This is a genomic window from Variovorax sp. GW821-FHT09D07, assembly GCF_059416345.1.
In genome coordinates, this window is sequence record NZ_JBWKOY010000007.1 from 225,042 (window position 1) to 244,685 (window position 19,644).

The following is a 19,644-nucleotide window of genomic DNA, read 5'->3' on the forward strand; positions in this document are numbered from 1 at the left end:
AAGGAGGAGGGGCGAAGCCCCGGGGGACATTCGCGGAGCAAGGTACCGCGTCGGCGGGAGCGTCGCCCTGGACAGTGCGTGCGTCATCCCAACCGATGCATCGCATCACGCAACGCCGGGTACAGCGAGGTGTAGATCTCGAAGCGCTCCCGGTAGACCGCCTGCGCCGCCGGCTCGGGCCGCGCGCGCTCTACCAGCGTGACCCAGCCGCGTTCGGCGGTGGCCGCGTCGACCAGCCCGGCACCGAGCGCCGCGAGCATCGCCGCGCCGAGGGCGGCTTCGACCTCTTCCTCGATCGTGAACACGCGGTAGCCCGTGACGTCGGCCACGATCTGCATCCACAGGTCGGAATGCGCGGCGCCGCCGACCACGATCAGGCGGTCGTCCAGCGGCTGGCCGCTGCGCCGGCCGGCTTCGATGTTGTGCTGCAGCGCGAAGCTCACGCCTTCGAGCACGGCGCGGTACAGGTGGGCGCGGCTGTGCGCGAGCGAGAGGCCGAGGAAGGCGCCCTTGGCCTGCGCGTCCCAGATCGGGCTGCGCTCGCCCATCAGGTAGGGCAGGAAGACGAGGCCGTCGGCGCCGGGCGGCACGTCGACCGCGCGGCGTTCGATGAGGGCGTGCGCGTCTTCGCCGGTGCGCGCGGCCTCTGCCACTTCGGCCTGGCAGAAGGTTTCGCGAAACCAGGTGACGGCTGCGCCGGCCGTGATTGCGCCGCCGAACACGTAGCTGCGGTCCGCGCCGCGGTACACGTGCGGCATGGTGATGAGCTGGTGGCGCGCGTCCACCGTCGGGCTCACGAAGCCCCAGCACATGCTGGTGCCGATCATCGCGACATGGTCGCCGCTGCCGGTGACGCCCGCACAGAAGGTGGCCACCGCCGCATCGACGCCGCCGGCCATCAGCGGCATGCCTTCGCGCAGGCCCAGCTGCGTGGCCCACTCGGCGCTCAGGTGGCCCACCACCTCGCTCGATTCGACGAGCCGCGGCGGCATCATGCGCGCCGGAATGCCGAGCATGTCGAGCGCCTGCGCCGACCAGCGCCGCCGCGCCGCGTCGTACACGCCGCCGATGTTGCCGGCCGAGCTGTGGTCGACCGCGAGCTGGCCCGTCAGCCGCCAGTTGATGTAGCTGTTGGGCGGCAGGAAGTGGTGCGTCTTCGCCCACACCTCGGGCCGGTGCTCGCGCAGCCACAGCATCTTGGTGAAGCCGTAGTAGCTGTCGACGCCGTTGCCCGTGATGGCCTGCAGCCGCGCCACGTCGACCGTTGCGTTCACTGCATCGACTTCGGCGGTGGCGCGGCGGTCCATCCAGATGAGGCAGGGGTGCAGCGGGCGCATGGCCTCGTCGACCGGGATGCCCGCGCCGCCGTAGAGGCTGCTCACGCACAGCGCGGCGATGTCGGTGGCCGCGACGCCGCTTTGCGCCACGCAGGCACGCACGCTCTCGCGCACGGCGTCGAACCAGACCTCGCAGTCCTGCTGCGCCCACAGCGGCTTCGGCGTCTCGGGCTGGTAGGCCACGCTCGCCTGCGCGTGCACCTTGCCGTCGATGCCGACCAGCAGGCACTTGGTGCTCTGCGTGCCAATGTCGACGCCGATGACGTACTTCATGACCCGGCGCGGGGCTGCGGCTTCAGCAGCACCTTGATCGAGTCGAGCGAGTTGGCCAGCGCGAAGGCGTGCTCCCATTCGGTCAGCGGAAAGTCGTGCGTCACGATGCCCTTCGAGGTGACGAGCCCGCGCGCCAGCAGGTCGATGGCGACCGGGTAGCAATACGGGCCCAGGTGCGCGCCGCGCACGTCGAGCTCCTTGCGGTCGCCGATGATCGACCAGTCCGCGCTCGTCTCCGAGCCGAACACGCTGAACTCCACGAAGCGGCCGAGCTTGCGGATCATGTCCAGGCCCTGCGTCACGCCGATGGGCGCGCCGGTGGTCTCGATGTACACGTCGCAGCCGTAGCCTTCGGTGAGGCCCTTGACGATGGCATCGGCGTTCTCGGTCTTCGGGTTGATGACCACGTCGGCGCCGTACTGCTTCGCGAGTGCCAGGCGCTCGGGAACGAGGTCGATCACGATGAGCTTCTTCGGTGTCTTGAGTGCTGCCACCTGCGTCATCATCAGTCCCAGCGGGCCGGCGCCGGCGATCACCACCACGTCGTCGAGCTGGAGCTCGCCGCGGTTCACGGTGTGGATCGCACAGGCCAGCGGCTCGATGATGGCCGCGTCTTCCAGTGAGATGCCGTCGGGGATCTTGTGCACGCGCGAGGTCGGCGGCAGGCGCATGTAGTCGGCCATGCCGCCATCGGCCACGACGCGCTGGAAGCCGAAGATGTGGTGCACCTCGCACATCCAGTATTTGCCCGAGGTGCAGAAACGGCACTTGCCGCAGGGCACGATCTGCTCGGCGATCACGCGGTCGCCTTTCTCCACGCCGAAGTGCTCCGCCGCGCCTTCGCCCAGCGCCTCGACATAGCCGAAGAACTCATGGCCGGGAATGACCGGCGCCTTGACCCACGAGGGCTGGCCGTCGCCGCCCCAGAACATCTTCGCGCCCGAGTGGCACTTGCAGTCGGAGGCGCAGATGCCGCAGGCCGCGATGGAAATGAGCAGTTCGTTCGGGCCGATGGTGGGCATCGCGACGGTTTCGAGCCGGTAGTCCTTCGGGCCGTGGCACACGACGGCCTGCATGGCGGCGAGTTCGCCGATGGCGCCCGTGGCGCCGGGTTGGAGCTTTTGATACGACATGGATTCCTTGAGTCGAGGGAGGTACGGAGAAGTGGGGAAGAGATCAGCGACGGGCCTCACGGCTGATGAAGATGGCGAGCAAGACGATGCCGCCCTTGATGATCAGTTGCAGGTACGGCGACACGCCGATCATGTTGAGACCGTTGTTGAGCACGGCCAGCAGCAGCGCGCCGACCAGCGTGCCCACGATGGCGCCGCGGCCACCGGCGATGGACGTGCCGCCCATCACCACCGCCGCGATGGCGTCGAGCTCGAAGCCCACGCCCACGCCGGGCTGGCCGCTGGTGACGCGCGCGGCCTGCACGATGCCTGCGATGGCGGCCGTGAGGCCGCTGAGCACATACACCAGCAGCTTGTAGCGCGACACGCGCACGCCCGACAGCCGCGTGGCTTCCTCGTTGCCGCCGATGGCGTACACATAGCGGCCGAAGGGCGCCATGTTGAGCAGCACGTAGGCCACGAGGTAGGTCGCCAGCATGATGAGGATCGGCACCTTCAGGCCCGCGAGCGTGCCGCTGCCGAGGAAGGCGAACGACTCGGGCAGCCCGTCGATCGGGTAGCCGCCGGTGTAGATCAGGGCGATGCCGCGCGCGATGCCCATGGTGGCCAGCGTCACGATGATCGGCGGCATGCGCAGGTAGGCCACGCAGTAGCCGTTGAACAGGCCGATCACCGCACCCACGCCGAGCCCGAGCGGCACGGCGAGCACGGGCGGCAGGCCGAAGTGCACCATCAGCCCCGAGGCCAGCGTGCCCGACAGCGCCACCACCGCGCCCACCGAGAGGTCGATGCCGCCCGTGAGGATCGCGGCCGTCATGCCCACCGCGATGATCGCGTTGATGGACGACTGCAGCGCGATGTTCTGCAGGTTGCTCACCGAGAGAAAGTTGTCGGTCGCCACGATCATGAAGACCGAGATCGCGACCAGGCCGACCAGCGGCAGGAAGGCCGTCGAGCGGCGCAGCTGCGTGAAGAACCCGCCCGCGGGCACGGGCGGCGTGGGATGGGTGGTGGTGGCGGTCATGAGGGGCTCCCGGAGGAAGAGGGAAGGGAGGGAGAAGACGATGTCGCGTGGCGCATGATTTCGCCCGCGTTGATCGCGTCGCCCGTGAGCGTGGCCACGATGGCGCCGCCCGAGAACACCGCGACGCGGTCGCACAGGCCGACGATCTCGGGCAGCTCGCTGGAGATCATCAGGATCGACTTGCCCTGGCGCGTGAGTTCGCGCATCAGCTGGTAGATCTCGGCCTTGGCGCCCACGTCGATGCCGCGCGTGGGCTCGTCGAAGATCAGCACGTCGCAGTCGTGGCCGAGCCAGCGCGCGATCACCACCTTCTGCTGGTTGCCGCCCGACAGCGTGGCCACGCGGGTGTCGATGCCCGGTGCCTTCACGCCCACGCGGCGCGAGAGTTCGCCGGCTGTGCGCTTTTCAGAGGCCGTGTCGACCACGCCCGCGCGGCGGTGCCGCCCGAGGTTGTTCAACGAGATGTTGAAGCGGATCGTGAAGTCGGTGATCAGCCCTTCGACCTTGCGGCTTTCGGGCAGCAGGCCGATGCCGTGCGCGAGCGCCTGCGTCGGGTCGTCCAGGCGCACGCGCTGGCCGTTGCGCAGCACCGTCTTGCGGTGCGCGCGGTCGGCGCCCATCATGCCCAGCGCGAGTTCGGTGCGGCCCGACCCCACCAGCCCCGCGAAGCCGAGGATCTCGCCCGCGTGCAGGTCGAAGCGATTGACCGGGCCGTCCTTCACGAGCTGGATCTCGGGCACCTCGAGCACCTTGCGGCCGTTCGGTGCGGGCTGCGGCTTGGGCGGAAAGCTCTGTTCGATGCGCCGGCCCACCATCATCTCGACCAGCGCGTCCACGGTCGTGGCGGCCACGTCGGCGTGCCCGGCGTTGGCGCCGTCGCGCAGCACGCTGATGCGGTCGCAGACCTCGAAGATTTCATCGAGGTGGTGCGAGATGAAGATCATCGCCACGCCCTTGGCACGCAGCGCGCGCATCACCTTGAACAGGTGCTCGGCCTCGTTGGGCGTGAGCGTGGCGGTGGGTTCGTCGAGCACCAGCAGCCGTGCCTTCAGCGACAGCGCCTTGCCGATCTCGACGAACTGCTGCTGGGCCACCGAGAGCTGGCAGATCGGCACGCCGAGGTCGATCTGCACGCCCAGTTCGTCGAACACCGCGCGGGCCTCGCGCTGCATCGCCGCCTGGTCCATGAGGCCGAAGCGGTTCGTGCGGTAGCGGCCCAGGAAGATGTTCTCCACCGCGTTCAAGTACGGCACCAGGCTGAACTCCTGGAAGATGATGCCGATGCCCGCCGCGATGGCGTCGCCGTAGCCGGCGAAGTGGCACTCGGTGCCGTCGATGACGATGCGGCCCTCGTCGGCCTGGTGGATGCCGCCGAGGATCTTCATCAGCGTCGACTTGCCCGCGCCGTTCTCGCCGAGCAGCGCGTGCACCTCGCCCTGGCGCACCGAGAGGTCGATGTTCGACAGGGCCTTCACGCCCGGGAAGCGCTTGGACACGCCTTCCAGCCGCAGCATCTCCCGGGGTGGTTCGTACGTGACGGTCACGGGCGGTGCCTGTGGGGCTTACCAGCTGAAGGTCTTGGCGCCTTCGGCGTCGATGAGCTTCACGTCGACCGGCACGGCCGCGGGCACGTTGGCGCCCCACTTCTTCGCCAGTGCGATGCCGATGGCCAGGCGGATCTGGTCGCGCGGGTACTGCGCGGTGGTCGCGATGAACTTCGAGCCCGCCTTCTGCATCGCCTTGATGGCTTCGGGCGCGCCGTCCACGCTGGTGAGCTTCACGTCCTTGCCGCTGGCTTCGATGGCGGCGAGGGCGCCCATCGAGCCGCCGTCGTTCACGCTGAACACGCCCTTGAGGTTCTTGTTGGCCTGCAGGATGTTCTCGGTCACGGTGAGCGCGGTGGCGCGCTCCTGCTTGCCGTTCTGCGTGCTCACGACCTTGATGCCGGGGTACTTGGCCAGCGCTTCGCGGCAGCCCTTCACGCGCTCCAGGATCGGCACGACCGGGATGCCGTCGAGGATGGCCACGTCGCCCTTCTCGCCGATGTTCTTCGCGAGGTACTCGCAGGCCAGGCGGCCGGCGTCGAGGTTCTTGGAGCCCACGAACGAATCGACCGGGCCCTGCGCGTTGGCGTCGACCGCCACCACGATCACGCCGGCCTTCTTGGCCGAGCGCACCGCGGACTGCACGCCGGCCGAGTCGGTCGGGTTCAGCAGCAGGATGTCGATCTTCTTCTGGATCATGTCTTCCACGTCGCCGATCTGCTTGGCCACGTCGTGGCGCGCATCGGTGGTGACCACGGTGGCGCCGATGCTGGCGGCGGCTTCTTCCAGGGCCTGCTTCATCGTCACGAAGTAGGGGTTGTTCAGTTCCTGGAAGGTCATGCCGATGCGCAGCGGCTGCTTGGGCGCCTGTGCCAGTGCGGCGGTGGTGCCGCAGGCGAGGGCGGCGACGAGGGCGGTGGCTTTGAGAAGGCTCTTCATTGGGTTGTCTCCTTGAGGTTGGTTGTGTGACGGTCTGCAAAAAAACGCGGGCAAAGGGTCGCCCCGCGCGGCGCGCAAGGCGCCGCGCCAGGAAGGACGCGGGGAACACGGGGGCGGCGCGCTACGGCGGGCTGTTGGCGGCGCGCGATGCAGCGAGCTGCATGCGATGGAAATGGCGGAACTTGGTCGGCGGCATGCGCTTGTGCAGCAGGAACTGCCGGTTGAAGTTCGACACGTTGTTGAAGCCCACGTCCATGCAGACGTCGAGCACGGGCTTGTCGCTGTTGGCGAGCAGTTCGCAGGCGCGGCCGATGCGCAGCCGGTTCACGTAGCGCACGAACGACTGCCCCGTGTGCTTGCGGAACGACCGCGAGAACGCGCTCGGGCTCTGGCCCACCAGCTCGGCCAGCATCGGCTCGCGCAGCTCGTCGCCCAGGTTGGCGGCGATGTGGGCCAGCACGTTGTTGATCGCGTGCGACATGAAGGCCTTGGGGTCGGGCGTGAACGCGGGGCTGGCCAGCCGCTGGCGGTCGTCGCTGGCCACCAGCAGTTCGAACAGCGACAGCAGCAGCACCACGCGGCGCAGCCCGCGCGCCTCGAGCAGCCCTTCCATGATCGGCTTGGCCGCAGCGGCGGTGGCGGCCGAGAAGAGCAGGCCGGAGGCCGACTCGGCCAGCAGCGGCTCGATGCGGCGGAACTCGGGGAAGGTGGCCGCCATGTTGCGCACCAGCGCGGCCGGGAACTGGATCACGATGCCGCGGCGCTCGACGCTCTGGCCGGCGGGCACGTCGCTGATCCAGTTGTGCGGCAGGTCGGGGCCCATGAACACGAGGTTGCCCGGCTCGAAGTGGCCGACGTGGTCGCCCACGAAGTACACGCCCTGGGTCTCGACGATCAGCTGGATCTCGTACTCGGGGTGGAAGTGCCAGCGCACCGTGCGATACGGATAGCCGTGCGCCCAGGCGGTGAACGATTCGTCACCTTGGACTTCGACGATTTCCAGATCGGGTTGCATGGCCGGCGGTCTTTCCTCTGTGGTGTGGCCCCGGGTTGGGGGTGAGGCGGACTGTACGAATCGCTCCGGACGCCAACAACCAGCGTTGGTGTTCGTAACTGATACTTTTTTGAGTCTCGGCCCTGCCCGGTAGCGAGGGGTGAGGCGACTCGCTGCACTGCAGCAAACCCCTTTCTCCTCGGGGCGTGGCGCGTGCGGGAGTGCAATTGCTGCAGTGCAAAAGAGGCACGTCGTGCCGTGTCAAGATTTCATAGGTGTTTTCCCGGCCCGACCCGGTGTGCGGGGCGGCACGGCACACTCCCAAACCATGACGCAAAGCTCTCTTTCCCTTCCGGCCGCGGGTCCGCTGGCCGGCCTCAAGGTCGTCGAACTCGGGCAACTGATCGCCGGCCCCTTCGCGGCGCGCACGCTGGCCGACTTCGGCGCCGACGTGGTCAAGATCGAGCCGCCCGGCGCGGGCGATCCGCTGCGCACCTGGCGGCTGCTGAAGGACGGCACCTCCGTCTGGTGGCAGGTGCAGTCGCGCAACAAGCGCTCGCTGGCGCTGGACCTGCGCCAGCCCGAGGCGCAGGCCATCGTGCGCCAGCTCGCGGCCGAGGCCGACGTGCTGGTCGAGAACTTTCGCCCCGGCGCGATGGAAGGCTGGGGCCTGGGGCCCGACGAGCTGCTGGCCGCCAACCCCGCGCTCGTGATGCTGCGCATCAGCGGCTACGGCCAGACCGGCCCCTACCGCGACCGGCCCGGCTTCGGCGTGGTGGCCGAGGCCATGGGCGGGCTGCGTCACCTCACGGGCGAACCGGGCCGCGTGCCGGTGCGCGTGGGCGTGTCGATCGGCGACACGCTGGCCTCGCTGCACGGCGTGATCGGCGTGCTGATGGCCATGCAGCACCGCCACGCCACCGTGAGCGCCGAATTCCCCAAGGGCCGGGGCCAGGTGGTCGACGTCGCGCTGTACGAGGCGGTCTTCAACTGCATGGAAAGCCTGCTGCCCGAGTACGCCGAATTCGGCGCAGTGCGCGAGGCCGCCGGCAGCGCGCTGCCGGGCATTGCGCCCACCAACGCCTACCGCTGCGCGGATGGCGGCTACGCCATCGTCGCGGGCAACGGCGACAGCATCTTCAAGCGGCTCATGGCCTGCATCGGCCGGCCGGACCTCGCGGCCGACCCGGCGCTGGCCGGCAACACCGGGCGCGTGACGCAGGTCGGGATGCTCGACGCCGCCATCGGCGACTGGGCCGCGCAGCGCACGGTGACCGAGGTGCTGGCCGCGCTCGATGCGGCGCACGTGCCGGCTGGGCGCATCTACACCATCGCCGACATCGCGGCCGACCCGCACTACGCCGCGCGCGGCATGCTGCAAGAGGTGAAGATGCCCGACGGCAGCGCGCTCGCGGTGCCGGGCTTCGTGCCCAAGCTGTCGCTCACGCCGGCCGGCCACCGGCGCAATGCGCCGGCGCTGGGGGCGGACACGCAGGCGGTGCTGGAGGAGATCGGATTGAGCGCCGGGCAGATCGCCGCGCTGCAGGAACGCGGGATCGTCGGCTGATCGGTCAGCCTCGGAGGGATTCGATCAGGTCGATGTACTTCTGCTTGGCCTCGTCGGCCGTGGCGCCCTTCTGGGCGGTCCACGCGTCCCACTTGGCGCGCGCGACGATGTCGCTGAAGCTGGGCTTCTTGGCGGTGTTGTCGCCTTCGGTCGCCTGCTTGAACAGGGCGTAGATCTTCAGCAGCGTCGGGTTGTTGGGGCGCTCGGCCAGCAGCTTGGAGTTGGCCTGGGCGGCTTCGAATTGGGCGTTGAGGTCGGACATGGCGGTCGGGAAGAAGGTCAGAAACCGCGCATCTTAAATGGATTGGTACCAAGTGGTACCAATCGTGAGCATCCGGGCCCTTCAGTCCGTCAGGCCGGCGCGCGCCAACTCCACATCCAACCGCTCCCGCGCATCCGCCGGCGTCAGCGCCGCCGCCTTCTCGTACAGCCCGTTCGCCTCGCCGAGGCGCGACTCGCCGTGCAGCATCAGCAGCGCACGCGCGTACTCCATCATCCCGGCCGCCGACTGCGGGTGCAGCGTCAGCCCGCGCTCGAACAGCTCGATCGAGGTTTCGGCGCGCACGCCGTAGGTCATGCGCCCGACCAGCGCGCCGACCTTGTCGATGACCTCGGCGTGGAAGGCGGCCAGCGCGAGGTGCGCGTCGCCGTGTTCCGGCTGCAGTTCGATCACGTGCTCCAGCGCGCCCTTGAGCTTGGTGCCCAGGCCCTGCGCCAGGGCGCGGGCCACGCTGATGCCCTGGCTGTAGCGGCCCAGCGCGTAGGCCTGCCAGTACAGCGCCTGGCAGTTGTCCGGCTCGGCCGCGACCTGTGCGCCGGCGCGCTCGATCACCTGGCGGAACATGGCGAGCCGCACGGCCTCGCGCGGCTCCAGGTAGTTGGCGTAGATGGCGGTCGCCTGGTTGGCGAGCGCCAGGCCGTCGGGGCCGTGGCGCAGGCCGAGGGCGGCAGCGCGTTCGAACTCGCCGCTGTGGTACAGCGCCCAGCCTTCGGCCAGCGGCGCGTCGGCTGAAGGCGGCGGCAGCGCGTGGCCGGCGTGCAGGCGCTGCCAGTGGGCGAGCAGGCTGCGCGCGTCGTAGCGGGGCACATCGGGGTAGGGAAGGGGCGTCCAGGGTTCGGTGCCGGCGGTGGCCGTGGCCGCGGCAGGGCCGGCGGACAGCAGCGAGAGCGGTTTGAAATCGGAGTGGGGCATGGATGTTCTAGGCCGCCATATCGACCGTCGGTGGCACGGGGCTGGGGTGGCTGGCGGCGCTTTCGCCGTTGTAGGCATTGCTCAGCGCCAGCAGGTGGCGGCGCTGGTCGCGTGCGAGGTAGGGCGCGAGCAGGTGCAGCGTGTGGTGGCCGCCGCGCATCAGCGCGCCCTGCGCGTGCGCGGGCTCCAGCGCCTGGCGCGGGTTGCGCACGTACTCGTAGCTGAGCCAGTAGGTCAGCACGACGACCATGCTCTGGGCCAGCGTGTCGACCTCGTGCGCGTCGATGTCCAGGTGGCCGGCGCGGCTCAGGCCGGCGATCAGCTGGCGGATGGCGCGCGCCTTGTTCTTGAGCACGAGCTGGAACTGGGTCTCCAGGTGCCGGTTCTTGCTCAGCAGGTCGTTGAGGTCGCGGTACAGGAAGCGGTAGCGCCAGATCAGCTCGAACAGGCTGTGCATGAAGAACCAGGCGTCCTCCACGTCATGCACGCCTTCGCTGGCGTGCAGCAGCTCGTTGAGCTCGGCTTCGTAGCCTTCGTAGAGCTTGTTGATCAGCTCTTCCTTGGCGGGGTAGTGGTAGTAGAGATTGCCGGGGCTGATATTCAACTCGCCGGCCACCAGCGTGGTCGACACGTTCGGTTCCCCGAAGCGGTTGAACAAATCCAATGCGGCTTCGAGGATGCGTTGCGCAGTGCGGCGTGGCGCCTTCTTTGCCATGTCGGTGCCCCCGTGGTTTCTCTTGGTCTTGGGGGCACTCTAGCGCATGTGCGCTGCACCATGAACGGTGCGGGACATGTTTTGCGGCGCTGAATTTTTGTGCAGTGCCGCAATTACAGAACGATGTCAGCCGGCCTTGGTGCGGCGCAGGGTCTTCTTGGCAGCGGGGGCCGGCGCGGCCTTGCGCGAGGCGCGCACGGGCGAGGTCTTGGCATCGCGCTGCTTGAGCTGGGCCTCGAGCGCCTCGACGCGCGCCTGCAGCGCAGCCACGTCGGCGGCCGAGGGCACGCCGAGTTTTTCGAGCGCGCGCGCCACGCGGTCTTCGAAGATGTTCTCGAGCTTGCCCCACTGGCCCGCGGCCTTGGTGCCGAATTCGCTGGCGAAGCCGGCCATGCGCTGCTGCGCCTGGGCCAGGGTTTCCTCGGCGGCCTGCTGGGTCTTCTTCTGCATGCCGGCGCCGTCCTTGACCAGCGCCTCGAAGGCCTTGCTGCCTTCCTGCTGCATCTTGGCGAAGGCGCCGAGGCCGGCCAGCCAGATCTGCTGGGCCGAGTCCTTGATGCGGTCGGTCTTGTCGTTGCTGTCGTCGTCTCGGGAGGTGGCCATGCGATGTGTTCCTTGGGATGCAATCGCACGACTCTAGCCGCCCGGGCGCGCCGTGGTTAGGGCGCGCCGCCTATCCCCGCGCCCGTGATCAGGGCGTGCCGCCGGCGGCGCGGCTGGCGTCCAGGTGCGCCTTGGCGCGCTCGGCCAGCGCCATTTCGCCGGGCGTGCCGGGCACGAAGGCTTCCACCGGCAGCGGCCGGCCGTGCGAGTCGACCGAGACGAACACGATCAGGCATTCGGTGGTCTTTTCCATCACGCCGCCCTTCATGTCGCCGCTGCGCACCTCGACCGAGATGTTCATGCTGGTCTTGCCGGTGTAGGCCAGGCGGGCCTCGACCTCGACCAGGTCGCCGATCATGATCGGCCGGTGAAAGCGGATGCTGCCGATGAAGGCGGTGACGCAGTAGCGCTTGGCCCAGCTGGTGGCGCAGGCGTAGCCGGCCTCGTCGATCCACTTCATGACCGTGCCGCCGTGGACCTTGCCGCCGAAGTTGACGGTGCTGGGTTCGGCCAGGAATCGGAGGGTGATGGAAGACATGGGGCGCCTTTTTTCTGTGGGCTGTGGGTGGGGAGCCGCGATTATGCGAGCGCCCGGGCGCCCTTTGGCGTCTGCCCGGCGCCGTTCAGCTGCCGCTGAACAGCTGCGCCAGCGTGCGGCGCAGCCAGGCGTTGCCCGGGTCGGCATGAAAGCGCTCGTGCCAGTGCTGCTTGACGGCGTAGGCCGGCAGCGTGAAGGGCGGCGCCAGCACCTTCACCGGCTCCTGCGTGGCCAGCACGTTGCCCAGGATGCGCGGCACCACCACGATCAGCTCGGTGTGGGCCACGATGCGCGCCACGCTCAGGAAGCTCGACAGCCGCACCACCACGTTGCGCTTGAGGCCCAGGCGCGCGATGGTGGTGTCGACGATGGCGTGCCCCGTGCCCGAGCTGGACACCACCGCGTGCGCCTCTTCCTCGAAGCGCTTGCGCGTGAGCTTGGCACCGATGCGCGGATGGTTCTGCGCCGCCAGGCAGACGAAGTTCTGCATGAACAGCACCTGCTGGTAGAAGCCCGCGTCCAGCTGCGGCATGAAGCCCACGGCCAGGTCGACGTCGCCGTCCTGCAGCCGGCGGCCGCTGTGGGTGGAGATGATCTCGGTCTCGATGTGCACGCCCGGCGCCGCATGGCGCAGGTGGTCGAGCAGGCCGGGCAGCAGCACCACCTCGCTGATGTCGGTCATGCAGATGCGAAAGCGCCGCTGCGCGCGCGCCGGCTCGAAGCTGCTGCGGTTGCCCTGGGCCTGCGCGAGCTGCGCCAGCGCCTCGCGCAGGTTCGGGTAGATGCGCTCGGCGTGCGGCGTGGGCTGCATGCCCTGCGCGGTGCGGGTGAACAGGCGGTCGTCGAAGTGCGCGCGCAGCTTGTTCAGCGCCGTGCTGGCCGCCGCCTGCGCCATGCCCAGGCGCTCGGCCGCCTTGGTGACGTTGCCGGTCTTGTAGACCTCGTCGAACACGGCGAGCCATTCGAGATCGAGCTTGGACATGGGGTGGGGCGGGACGGAGCCCTGAAGGCGAAAGACACCATTATCGAAATTTCGAATTCCGTGTATTGGCATGCGGTCTTGAGGAAATAGTGGTGCGGGTCAACAATGCCGCCAACGGAGACACCGACCCCATGAACCCCGCTTCTTCCCATGCCGCCAGCGCACCGGCCAACGCCGCCGAGCGCTGCGACTACTACGCCCGCATCCGCCCGCTGAACCTCTCGCCGCTGTGGGAGTCGTTGCACGTGCTGGTGCCGCGCGAGCCCGCGAGCCCGTGCGTGCCCGCGCTGTGGCGCTACGACGAGATCCGCCCGCTGCTCATGGAGTCGGCCGACCTCATCACCGCCGAAGAGGCCGTGCGCCGCGTGCTGGTGCTCGAGAACCCGGCGCTGCCCGGCAATGCGTCGATCACGCAGTCGATCTACGCCGGCCTGCAGCTCATCATGCCGGGCGAGGTGGCACCGTCGCACCGCCATGTGCAGTCGGCGCTGCGCTTCATCGTGGACGGCAAGGGCGCCTACACCACCGTGGGCGGCGAGCGCACGACGATGCACCCCGGCGACTTCATCATCACGCCCTCGTGGGCCTGGCACGACCACGGCAACGAAGGCATCGAAGGCGTGACCGAGCCGGTGGTGTGGCTCGACGGCCTCGACATTCCGATGCTGCGCTTCTTCGACGCCGGCTTCGCCGAGAACGACGACGCCAAGGTGCAGCACGTGGCGCGCCCCGAAGGCCACAGCCTGGCGCGCTTCGGCCACAACATGGTGCCGGTGCGGCACGACCACACCTCGGCCACCTCGCCGATCTTCAACTACCCCTACCTGCGCAGCCGCGAGGCGCTGGCGCAATTGCAGAAGCAGGAAGCGCCCGACGCCTGGCTCGGCCACAAGCTGCGCTACATCAACCCGCTGACGGGCGGCTCGCCGATGCCGACCATCGCGACCCAGCTGCAGCTGCTGCCCAAGGGCTTCGCGGGCCAGGCGCACCGCGCCACCGACGGCACCGTCTACAGCGTGGTCGAAGGCCACGGCACGGCCGAAATCGCCGGCCAGCGCTTCGACTTCGGCCCGCGCGACACCTTCGTCGTGCCCTCGTGGGCGCCGCTGCGCCTGTCCTCGCCGGCCGAAGACACCGTGCTCTTCAGTTTTTCCGACCGCCCCGTGCAGCAGGCCATGGGCATCCTGCGCGAAGCCTTTCTCGAAGACGCCTGAAAGCGCGGCGACCTTCTTTCCTCCTCTTCTTGTTTGTCTGATGTGCCGTCCCACGCGGCAGGAGCTTCCATGTCCTTCGTCTTCACACCCCCTTCCATCGTCGGCCTGCCCATCGTCGGCTCCGACCAGCAGTTCCCCGTGCGCCGCGTCTACTGCGTGGGCCGCAACTACGCGGCGCATGCGCGCGAGATGGGCTTCGACCCCGACCGCGAACCGCCGTTCTTCTTCTGCAAGCCGAATGACGACGCTTCGGTCGTGCCCGTGGCCGAAGGCGCCACCGGTGCCATTCCGTACCCGTCGCTCACGAGCAACTACCACTACGAAGCCGAGCTGGTGGTCGCCATCGGCAAGGGCGGCAAGGACATCCCGGTCGACCAGGCCGCCAGCCACATCCACAGCTACGCCGTGGGCCTGGACATGACGCGCCGCGACCTGCAGATGAAGATGCGCGAAGCCGGTCGCCCGTGGGAGATCGGCAAGGCCTTCGACTTCTCGGCCCCCATCGCGCCGCTGCGCACGCTGGCCGACGTGGGCGAGATCAACGCCGGCGCCATCACGCTCGAGGTCGACGGCCAGGTGCGCCAGAACAGCGACATCACGCACCTGATCTGGTCGGTCAACGAAGTCATCGCCAACCTCTCGACGCTGTTCGCGCTGCAGCCTGGCGACCTGATCTTCACGGGCACGCCCGAAGGCGTGGGCGCGGTGAAGCCGGGCCAGACGATCAAGGTCAGCATCGAGCGCCTGCCCTCGCTCACCGTTCGCATCGACTGAGCGTTCCGGCCCGCGCATGACCCTCTCGAAGCATCCTCCCTCCGTGCTGCTCGTCGGCGGCGGCATCGGCGGCATGGCCGCCGCGCTCGCGCTCGCGCGCCTGGGCGTGGCCATCGACCTGCTCGAACAGAGCGCCGTCATCGGCGAGATCGGCGCCGGCCTGCAGCTCGGCCCCAACGCCTTCGCGGCGCTCGACGCGCTGGGCGTGGGCGAGGCCGTGCGCCGCAGCTCGGTGTTCACCGACCGGCTCGTGATGATGGACGCGGTCGATTGCAGCGAAGTGGCCTCGGTGCCCGTCGGCGAGGCCTTCCGCGCGCGCTTCGGCAATCCGTACGCCGTGAGCCACCGCGCCGACCTGCACGGTGCGATCCATGAGGCCGTGAAGCAGCATCCGCTGATCCGCTTCCACACTTCGGCACAGGTCGAGGCGATCGACATCGGCGCGCACGGCGTCACGGCCGTCACGCGCGACGGCCGCCGTTTCCAGGCCGACGCCATCGTCGGCTGCGACGGCGTGAAGTCGGTGGTGCGCGCCAAGCTCATCGGCGACGCGCCGCGCGTGTCGGGCCACGTGGTCTACCGCGCCGTGGTGCCCGCAGTCGACATGCCCGCCGACCTGCAATGGAACGCGCCCGTGGTCTGGGCCGGCCCGAACTGTCACCTCGTGCACTACCCGCTGCGCCATGGCGAGCAGTACAACCTGGTCGTCACCTTCCACAGCCGTGAAGCAGAAGAGTGGGGCGTCACCGACGGCAGCAAAGAAGAGGTGCTGTCGTACTTCGAGGGCGTGGACGCCCGCCCGCGCCAGCTGCTCGACCGCCCGACCTCGTGGCGCCGCTGGAGCACCGCCGACCGCGACCCCGTCGAGCGCTGGAGCGACGGCCCGGCCACGCTGCTGGGCGACGCGGCGCATCCCATGATGCAGTACCTCGCGCAGGGCGCCTGCATGGCGCTCGAAGACGCCGTGACGCTCGGCGAGGCCGTGAAGGCCTGCGACTTCGACATGACCGCCGCCTTCCAGCGCTACGAACAGGCCCGCATCGCACGCTGCGCGCGCGTCGTGCTGTCGGTGCGCGAGATGGGGCGCCTGTACCACGCCCAGGGCGTGGAGCGCCTCGTGCGCAACAGCCTGTGGACCGGGCGCACGCCCGAACGCTTCTACGATGCGGTCGAATGGCTCTACGCCTGGCGACCTGAGCACTGCCTGGGCGATGCGCCCGCGCCGCGCTGACACGGTTTTTCTGCGATACCCCCACCCACGAGGCCGAAGGCCCAGGAGACACCCCATGAACTTTCCGCGCGCATTGCTGACGACCGCCGTCCTGGCCCTGACTGCCGCCTCCGGCGCCTGGGCGCAGGGCAGCGACTACCCGAGCAAGCCGGTGACGCTGATCACCCCGTTCGCGGCCGGCAGCGGCCCCGACGCGGTGCTGCGGCTCGTGTCCGACAAGCTCTCGCGCCTGTGGAACCAGCGCGTGGTGGTCGACAACCGGCCCGGCGGCGGCGGCTTCATCGCCATCGACCAGGCGCGCCGCGCCGCGCCCGACGGCTACACGCTGCTGCAACTCGACAGCGAGCACATCGCCGCGCTGCCGCACCTGTACAAGTCGCGCAACTTCGTGACCTTGCAGCACTTCGACCCGGTCGCCTCGCTGTTCCGCACGCCCTTCTTCGTGGCCGTGGCCACCGAGTCGAAGTGGAAGACCATGGGCGACCTGATCGCCGCCGCCAAGGCCAACCCCGAAGGCATCGTCTACGGCTCGTGGGGCGTCGGCAGCCCGGGCCACCTGGGCGCGCAGCAGCTCGAAGCGCTCACGGGCATCCGCATGCGGCACGCGCCGTACCGCGAGGTGTCGCAGCTGTATTCCAACGTGGGCACCGGCGAGGTGCCGTGGGCCTTCGCGAGCATCCCGTCGAGCCAGGGCATCTACAAGGCCGGCAAGCTGCGCTACATCGCCGTGGCTGCGCCCAAGCGCATCCCGCAGATGCCCGACGTGCCCACCATGGCCGAGGCCGGCGGCCCGGCTTCGCTGGAGGTCAATTCCTTCGTGTCGCTGCTGGCACCCAAGGGCGTGTCGGCCGCCGTCAAGGCCAGGATCAATGCCGACGTGGCCAAGGTGATTGCCGACCCTGACATCCGCGCGCGCTTCGACACCTTCGCCTTCGAGCCGCTGGCCTGGTCGCCCGAGGAGATCGAGCGCAACGCCGAGGCCAAGTCGAAGGTGTACGGGGAGCTGGTGCGCCGGGGCAACATCAGCCTCGACTGACGAGGGTGCGCCTTGCCCAGGGCTCGGCGCGCCAGTTAAGCTGGCTCTCTTTGCATTTTTGTTTACCTTTTAACCGTCTTTTCCCATGCAAGCCACCAAGAGATCCCTCCTGATCGCCTGCGGCCTGGCCGCCACCGCGGCGCTGCCGCTGTCCGCCAGCGCCGACACCCCCGCGTGGCCGACCAAGCCGATCCGCCTGCTGGTGGGTTTCCCGGGCGGCTCCACGCCCGACATCGCGGCGCGCACCATTGCCGAGCCGCTGTCCCGCGCGCTGGGCCAGCCGGTCGTGGTGGACAACAAGGCCGGCGCCTCGGGCAACATCGCGGCCGACCAGGTGGCCAAGGCCACCGACGACCACACGCTGGGCATCGTCATCAACGGCAACCTCACGTCGTCGAAGATGCTGTACCCCAAGCTGCCGTACGACCCGGCGAAGGACTTCACCTACCTGTCGCTGATCGCCACCGCGCCGCTGGTGCTCGTGGCGCAGAACAGCCTGCCCTCGGGCACCGCCTTCTTCGACGCCGCGCGCCAGGCCGGCGACAAGTGGAACTACGGCTCGGTGGGCGTGGGCTCGGTCGGCCACCTGGGCATGGAACTGCTCAAGAGCCGCGTGAACGGCTTCAAGCCCGAGCACGTGCCTTACCAGGGCAACCCGCAGGTCGTCACCGGCATGCTGGGCGACCAGGTGCAGATGGGCCTGATCCCGCCGGGCGTGGCCATGCCGCAGATCCGCGCCGGCAAGCTCAAGGCCGTGGGCCTCACGGGCGGACGCAGCGCGCTGGTGCCCGAGATCGCCCCGCTGGCCGACGCCGGCGTGAAAGACTTCAGCCTCGAGGTGTGGGTGGCGCTGCTCGGCCCGGCCAGCCTGTCGAAGCCCGCGCAGGCACGCATCAGCCGCGAGATCGAGATCGTCATGAAAGACCCCGACGTGCGCCGCAAGCTCTTCGAGCAAGGCTGGCAGGCCGTGGGCACCTCGCCGGACGGCATGCGCACGCGCGTGAAGGAAGAGGCGGCGATCATGAGCAAGATCATTTCGACCCGCGGCATCAAGCTCCAGTGATGGCGACGACGCAGCAACAACACACCCTGACCGAACCGGCACGCGCACTGCCGGTGTTCGGCGACTTCGACGTGGTCGTGGTCGGCGGCGGTCCCGCCGGCATTGCCGCCGCCGTGAGCGCCGCGCGCCACGGTGCGCGCACGCTGCTGGTGGAGCGCTACGGTTTTCTCGGCGGCATGGGCACCGCGGGCGGCGTGACCAACTTCGCGGGCCTGTACGGCAAGCGCCGCGGCGAGATGACGCAGCTGGTGCGCGGCGTGGTCGACGACCTCATCGATCGCATCGCCGGCTTCAACGGCATGAACGCGCCGCAGAACGGCATGGGCGGGCGCATCTGCGTGCGCTCGTACGACACCTCGGCCTACAAGCTGGCGGCCGACCAGCTGCTCGAAGCGGCCGGCGTGCAGATGCTGTTCCACGCGTATGCCGCTGCGGTGCTGCACGACGGCGCGCGCATTGCCGCGCTGGTGGTCGAAACGAAATCGGGCCGCCAGGCGATCCGCGCCAATGCCTTCATCGACGCCAGCGGCGACGCCGACGTGGCGGCCTTCGCGGGCGTGCCCTTCGAAGTGGGCGACGGCCATGGCAGCGGGCTGTTCCCGACCACCATGTTCCGCATCGGCCAGGTCGACGCGCCGGCCGCGCTGGAAGCGGTGGGCGAGTTCTCGGCCATCAACGGCTTCATGGCGCGCGCCGAGCAGCAGCATCCGGGCAAGTACAGCTTTCCGCGCGAGGGCGCGATCCTGCGGCCCAACAAGGACCCGCGCGAATGGCGCGCCAACGTCACGCAGATCCGCAACGCCGAAGGCCGCGCGATGAACGGCGTCGATGCGCGCGAGCTCAGCGACGGCGAGCTCGAAGGCCGGCGCCAGATCGCCGCGTACTTCAAGTTCCTGCAGGCCGAGGTGCCGGGCTTCGCGCCGTCGGCCATCGTGGAGATCGCGCCGCAGGTCGGCATCCGCGAGACGCGGCGCATCCAGGGCCTGTATGCGCTCGGGCGCGAAGACATCCTCGGCTCGGCCACCTTCGACGACACCATCGGCCTGAACGCCTGGCCGATGGAAATGCACGCCGACGGCCGCATCGAGTGGGCCTTCCCGCGCGACGAAGCCAACGCCTACAACCACCTGCCGTGGCGCATGCTGGTGCCGCAGACGCTCGACAACCTGCTGGTGGCCGGGCGCTGCGCCTCGATGACGCACGAAGGCCAGTCGGCCGCGCGCGCCAGCGGCGGCTGCTTCGTGATGGGGCAGGCGGCGGGCACCGCGGCGGCGTCGCTGGGCAGCGGGCGCTTCGCGGCGATCGACGTGGCGGCGCTGCAGAAAAAGCTGCTGGCCGACGGCGTCGACCTGGACCGTTGAGAAGGTGTGAACGAATCCGCCATGCCCGCTCATCCCGCCCAGACACGCCCCTTCTGCGTTGCAAATGCTCGCCATAGCCCGGCTATGGCTGCGCTTTGCGCCTTGAGGGGGCGCGCCTGGGCAG

The 19,644-nt window shown here is 69.2% G+C and carries 19 protein-coding genes; 7 read left to right on the forward strand and 12 right to left on the reverse strand.

Annotated elements, in window-relative coordinates; translation table 11 throughout:
- Nucleotides 1-83 precede the first annotated feature (83 nt).
- From AC07OX_RS23860 to AC07OX_RS23885, 6 genes are all read right to left on the reverse strand, one after another.
- Nucleotides 84-1,610, reverse strand: coding sequence for an FGGY-family carbohydrate kinase (locus tag AC07OX_RS23860; protein WP_495262102.1), 1,527 nt, complete (start codon nucleotides 1,608-1,610; stop codon nucleotides 84-86).
- Nucleotides 1,607-2,743 carry an alcohol dehydrogenase catalytic domain-containing protein gene (locus tag AC07OX_RS23865; RefSeq protein ID WP_495262103.1) on the reverse strand — a complete coding sequence of 379 codons (1,137 nt, stop codon included), beginning with the start codon at nucleotides 2,741-2,743 and terminating at the stop codon, nucleotides 1,607-1,609. The genes AC07OX_RS23860 and AC07OX_RS23865 overlap by 4 nt, the downstream gene beginning before the upstream one ends.
- 43 nt (nucleotides 2,744-2,786) lie before the next feature.
- Nucleotides 2,787-3,767, reverse strand: coding sequence for an ABC transporter permease (locus tag AC07OX_RS23870; protein WP_495262104.1), 981 nt, complete (start codon nucleotides 3,765-3,767; stop codon nucleotides 2,787-2,789).
- Nucleotides 3,764-5,281, reverse strand: a complete 1,518-nt coding sequence (locus AC07OX_RS23875; protein ID WP_070063445.1) for a sugar ABC transporter ATP-binding protein — start codon at nucleotides 5,279-5,281, stop codon at nucleotides 3,764-3,766. The genes AC07OX_RS23870 and AC07OX_RS23875 overlap by 4 nt, the downstream gene beginning before the upstream one ends.
- Before the next feature lie 48 nt (nucleotides 5,282-5,329).
- Nucleotides 5,330-6,250: an ABC transporter substrate-binding protein gene (locus AC07OX_RS23880; RefSeq protein ID WP_062476114.1), complete on the reverse strand. Its 921-nt coding sequence runs from the start codon at nucleotides 6,248-6,250 to the stop codon at nucleotides 5,330-5,332.
- Between the two features lie 121 nt (nucleotides 6,251-6,371).
- The gene (locus AC07OX_RS23885) at nucleotides 6,372-7,265 is read right to left on the reverse strand and encodes a helix-turn-helix domain-containing protein (protein ID WP_487848807.1); all 894 of its coding nucleotides are present in this window, start codon (nucleotides 7,263-7,265) and stop codon (nucleotides 6,372-6,374) included.
- Between the two features lie 307 nt (nucleotides 7,266-7,572).
- On the opposite strand from AC07OX_RS23885, the gene AC07OX_RS23890 reads away from it, so the two are divergent.
- On the forward strand, nucleotides 7,573-8,811 hold the full coding sequence (locus AC07OX_RS23890; RefSeq protein ID WP_495262105.1) for a CaiB/BaiF CoA transferase family protein: 1,239 nt from the start codon (nucleotides 7,573-7,575) through the stop codon (nucleotides 8,809-8,811).
- Nucleotides 8,812-8,815: 4 nt separating this feature from the next.
- On the opposite strand, the gene AC07OX_RS23895 is transcribed toward AC07OX_RS23890, so the two are convergent.
- The 6 genes from AC07OX_RS23895 to AC07OX_RS23920 form a co-directional block, all read right to left on the reverse strand.
- Nucleotides 8,816-9,073 (reverse strand): acyl-CoA-binding protein, encoded by a 258-nt coding sequence (locus AC07OX_RS23895; protein WP_495262106.1) that lies wholly within the window; start codon nucleotides 9,071-9,073, stop codon nucleotides 8,816-8,818.
- Between the two features lie 81 nt (nucleotides 9,074-9,154).
- Complete coding sequence (locus AC07OX_RS23900) at nucleotides 9,155-10,003, reverse strand: hypothetical protein (protein ID WP_495262107.1); 849 nt, start codon at nucleotides 10,001-10,003, stop codon at nucleotides 9,155-9,157.
- A gap of 7 nt (nucleotides 10,004-10,010) precedes the next feature.
- The gene (locus AC07OX_RS23905; RefSeq protein ID WP_495262108.1) at nucleotides 10,011-10,718 is read right to left on the reverse strand and encodes a TetR/AcrR family transcriptional regulator; all 708 of its coding nucleotides are present in this window, start codon (nucleotides 10,716-10,718) and stop codon (nucleotides 10,011-10,013) included.
- Nucleotides 10,719-10,844: 126 nt separating this feature from the next.
- Nucleotides 10,845-11,321, reverse strand: coding sequence for a phasin family protein (locus AC07OX_RS23910; protein WP_159273549.1), 477 nt, complete (start codon nucleotides 11,319-11,321; stop codon nucleotides 10,845-10,847).
- A gap of 88 nt (nucleotides 11,322-11,409) precedes the next feature.
- Nucleotides 11,410-11,859: an acyl-CoA thioesterase gene (locus AC07OX_RS23915; RefSeq protein WP_062476095.1), complete on the reverse strand. Its 450-nt coding sequence runs from the start codon at nucleotides 11,857-11,859 to the stop codon at nucleotides 11,410-11,412.
- Between the two features lie 85 nt (nucleotides 11,860-11,944).
- Nucleotides 11,945-12,841, reverse strand: a complete 897-nt coding sequence (locus tag AC07OX_RS23920) for a LysR family transcriptional regulator (protein WP_062476092.1) — start codon at nucleotides 12,839-12,841, stop codon at nucleotides 11,945-11,947.
- 131 nt (nucleotides 12,842-12,972) lie between these two features.
- On the opposite strand from AC07OX_RS23920, the gene gtdA reads away from it, so the two are divergent.
- The 6 genes from gtdA (at nucleotide 12,973) to AC07OX_RS23950 (ending at nucleotide 19,520) form a co-directional block, all read left to right on the forward strand.
- Nucleotides 12,973-14,055 carry a gentisate 1,2-dioxygenase gene (gene gtdA / locus AC07OX_RS23925; RefSeq protein ID WP_495262109.1) on the forward strand — a complete coding sequence of 361 codons (1,083 nt, stop codon included), beginning with the start codon at nucleotides 12,973-12,975 and terminating at the stop codon, nucleotides 14,053-14,055.
- A gap of 69 nt (nucleotides 14,056-14,124) precedes the next feature.
- Nucleotides 14,125-14,829, forward strand: coding sequence for a fumarylacetoacetate hydrolase family protein (locus tag AC07OX_RS23930; RefSeq protein WP_495262110.1), 705 nt, complete (start codon nucleotides 14,125-14,127; stop codon nucleotides 14,827-14,829).
- A 16-nt stretch (nucleotides 14,830-14,845) separates the two neighbouring features.
- A complete protein-coding gene (locus AC07OX_RS23935; protein WP_495262111.1) occupies nucleotides 14,846-16,060 on the forward strand; it encodes a 3-hydroxybenzoate 6-monooxygenase in 1,215 nt (404 codons plus the stop codon).
- A gap of 55 nt (nucleotides 16,061-16,115) precedes the next feature.
- A complete protein-coding gene (locus AC07OX_RS23940; RefSeq protein ID WP_495262112.1) occupies nucleotides 16,116-17,096 on the forward strand; it encodes a Bug family tripartite tricarboxylate transporter substrate binding protein in 981 nt (326 codons plus the stop codon).
- Nucleotides 17,097-17,181: 85 nt separating this feature from the next.
- The gene (locus tag AC07OX_RS23945) at nucleotides 17,182-18,159 is read left to right on the forward strand and encodes a Bug family tripartite tricarboxylate transporter substrate binding protein (RefSeq protein ID WP_495262113.1); all 978 of its coding nucleotides are present in this window, start codon (nucleotides 17,182-17,184) and stop codon (nucleotides 18,157-18,159) included.
- Entirely contained in the window at nucleotides 18,159-19,520 is a 1,362-nt protein-coding gene (locus AC07OX_RS23950) for an FAD-dependent oxidoreductase (RefSeq protein ID WP_062476078.1), read from the forward strand. Before AC07OX_RS23945 ends, AC07OX_RS23950 begins: the two co-directional genes overlap by 1 nt.
- The last annotated feature ends 124 nt before the right edge of the window (nucleotides 19,521-19,644 follow it).

What these genes read in the sequence shown, in the direction of transcription:
- AC07OX_RS23860 (WP_495262102.1), bottom strand. Translation starts at nt 1,610, where the DNA reads ATGAAGTACGTCATCGGCGTCGACATTGGCACGCAGAGCACCAAGTGC.
- AC07OX_RS23865 (WP_495262103.1), bottom strand. Translation starts at nt 2,743, where the DNA reads ATGTCGTATCAAAAGCTCCAACCCGGCGCCACGGGCGCCATCGGCGAA.
- AC07OX_RS23870 (WP_495262104.1), bottom strand. Translation starts at nt 3,767, where the DNA reads ATGACCGCCACCACCACCCATCCCACGCCGCCCGTGCCCGCGGGCGGG.
- AC07OX_RS23875 (WP_070063445.1), bottom strand. Translation starts at nt 5,281, where the DNA reads ATGCTGCGGCTGGAAGGCGTGTCCAAGCGCTTCCCGGGCGTGAAGGCC.
- AC07OX_RS23880 (WP_062476114.1), bottom strand. Translation starts at nt 6,250, where the DNA reads ATGAAGAGCCTTCTCAAAGCCACCGCCCTCGTCGCCGCCCTCGCCTGC.
- AC07OX_RS23885 (WP_487848807.1), bottom strand. Translation starts at nt 7,265, where the DNA reads ATGCAACCCGATCTGGAAATCGTCGAAGTCCAAGGTGACGAATCGTTC.
- AC07OX_RS23890 (WP_495262105.1), top strand. Translation starts at nt 7,573, where the DNA reads ATGACGCAAAGCTCTCTTTCCCTTCCGGCCGCGGGTCCGCTGGCCGGC.
- AC07OX_RS23895 (WP_495262106.1), bottom strand. Translation starts at nt 9,073, where the DNA reads ATGTCCGACCTCAACGCCCAATTCGAAGCCGCCCAGGCCAACTCCAAG.
- AC07OX_RS23900 (WP_495262107.1), bottom strand. Translation starts at nt 10,003, where the DNA reads ATGCCCCACTCCGATTTCAAACCGCTCTCGCTGCTGTCCGCCGGCCCT.
- AC07OX_RS23905 (WP_495262108.1), bottom strand. Translation starts at nt 10,718, where the DNA reads ATGGCAAAGAAGGCGCCACGCCGCACTGCGCAACGCATCCTCGAAGCC.
- AC07OX_RS23910 (WP_159273549.1), bottom strand. Translation starts at nt 11,321, where the DNA reads ATGGCCACCTCCCGAGACGACGACAGCAACGACAAGACCGACCGCATC.
- AC07OX_RS23915 (WP_062476095.1), bottom strand. Translation starts at nt 11,859, where the DNA reads ATGTCTTCCATCACCCTCCGATTCCTGGCCGAACCCAGCACCGTCAAC.
- AC07OX_RS23920 (WP_062476092.1), bottom strand. Translation starts at nt 12,841, where the DNA reads ATGTCCAAGCTCGATCTCGAATGGCTCGCCGTGTTCGACGAGGTCTAC.
- gtdA (WP_495262109.1), top strand. Translation starts at nt 12,973, where the DNA reads ATGAACCCCGCTTCTTCCCATGCCGCCAGCGCACCGGCCAACGCCGCC.
- AC07OX_RS23930 (WP_495262110.1), top strand. Translation starts at nt 14,125, where the DNA reads ATGTCCTTCGTCTTCACACCCCCTTCCATCGTCGGCCTGCCCATCGTC.
- AC07OX_RS23935 (WP_495262111.1), top strand. Translation starts at nt 14,846, where the DNA reads ATGACCCTCTCGAAGCATCCTCCCTCCGTGCTGCTCGTCGGCGGCGGC.
- AC07OX_RS23940 (WP_495262112.1), top strand. Translation starts at nt 16,116, where the DNA reads ATGAACTTTCCGCGCGCATTGCTGACGACCGCCGTCCTGGCCCTGACT.
- AC07OX_RS23945 (WP_495262113.1), top strand. Translation starts at nt 17,182, where the DNA reads ATGCAAGCCACCAAGAGATCCCTCCTGATCGCCTGCGGCCTGGCCGCC.
- AC07OX_RS23950 (WP_062476078.1), top strand. Translation starts at nt 18,159, where the DNA reads ATGGCGACGACGCAGCAACAACACACCCTGACCGAACCGGCACGCGCA.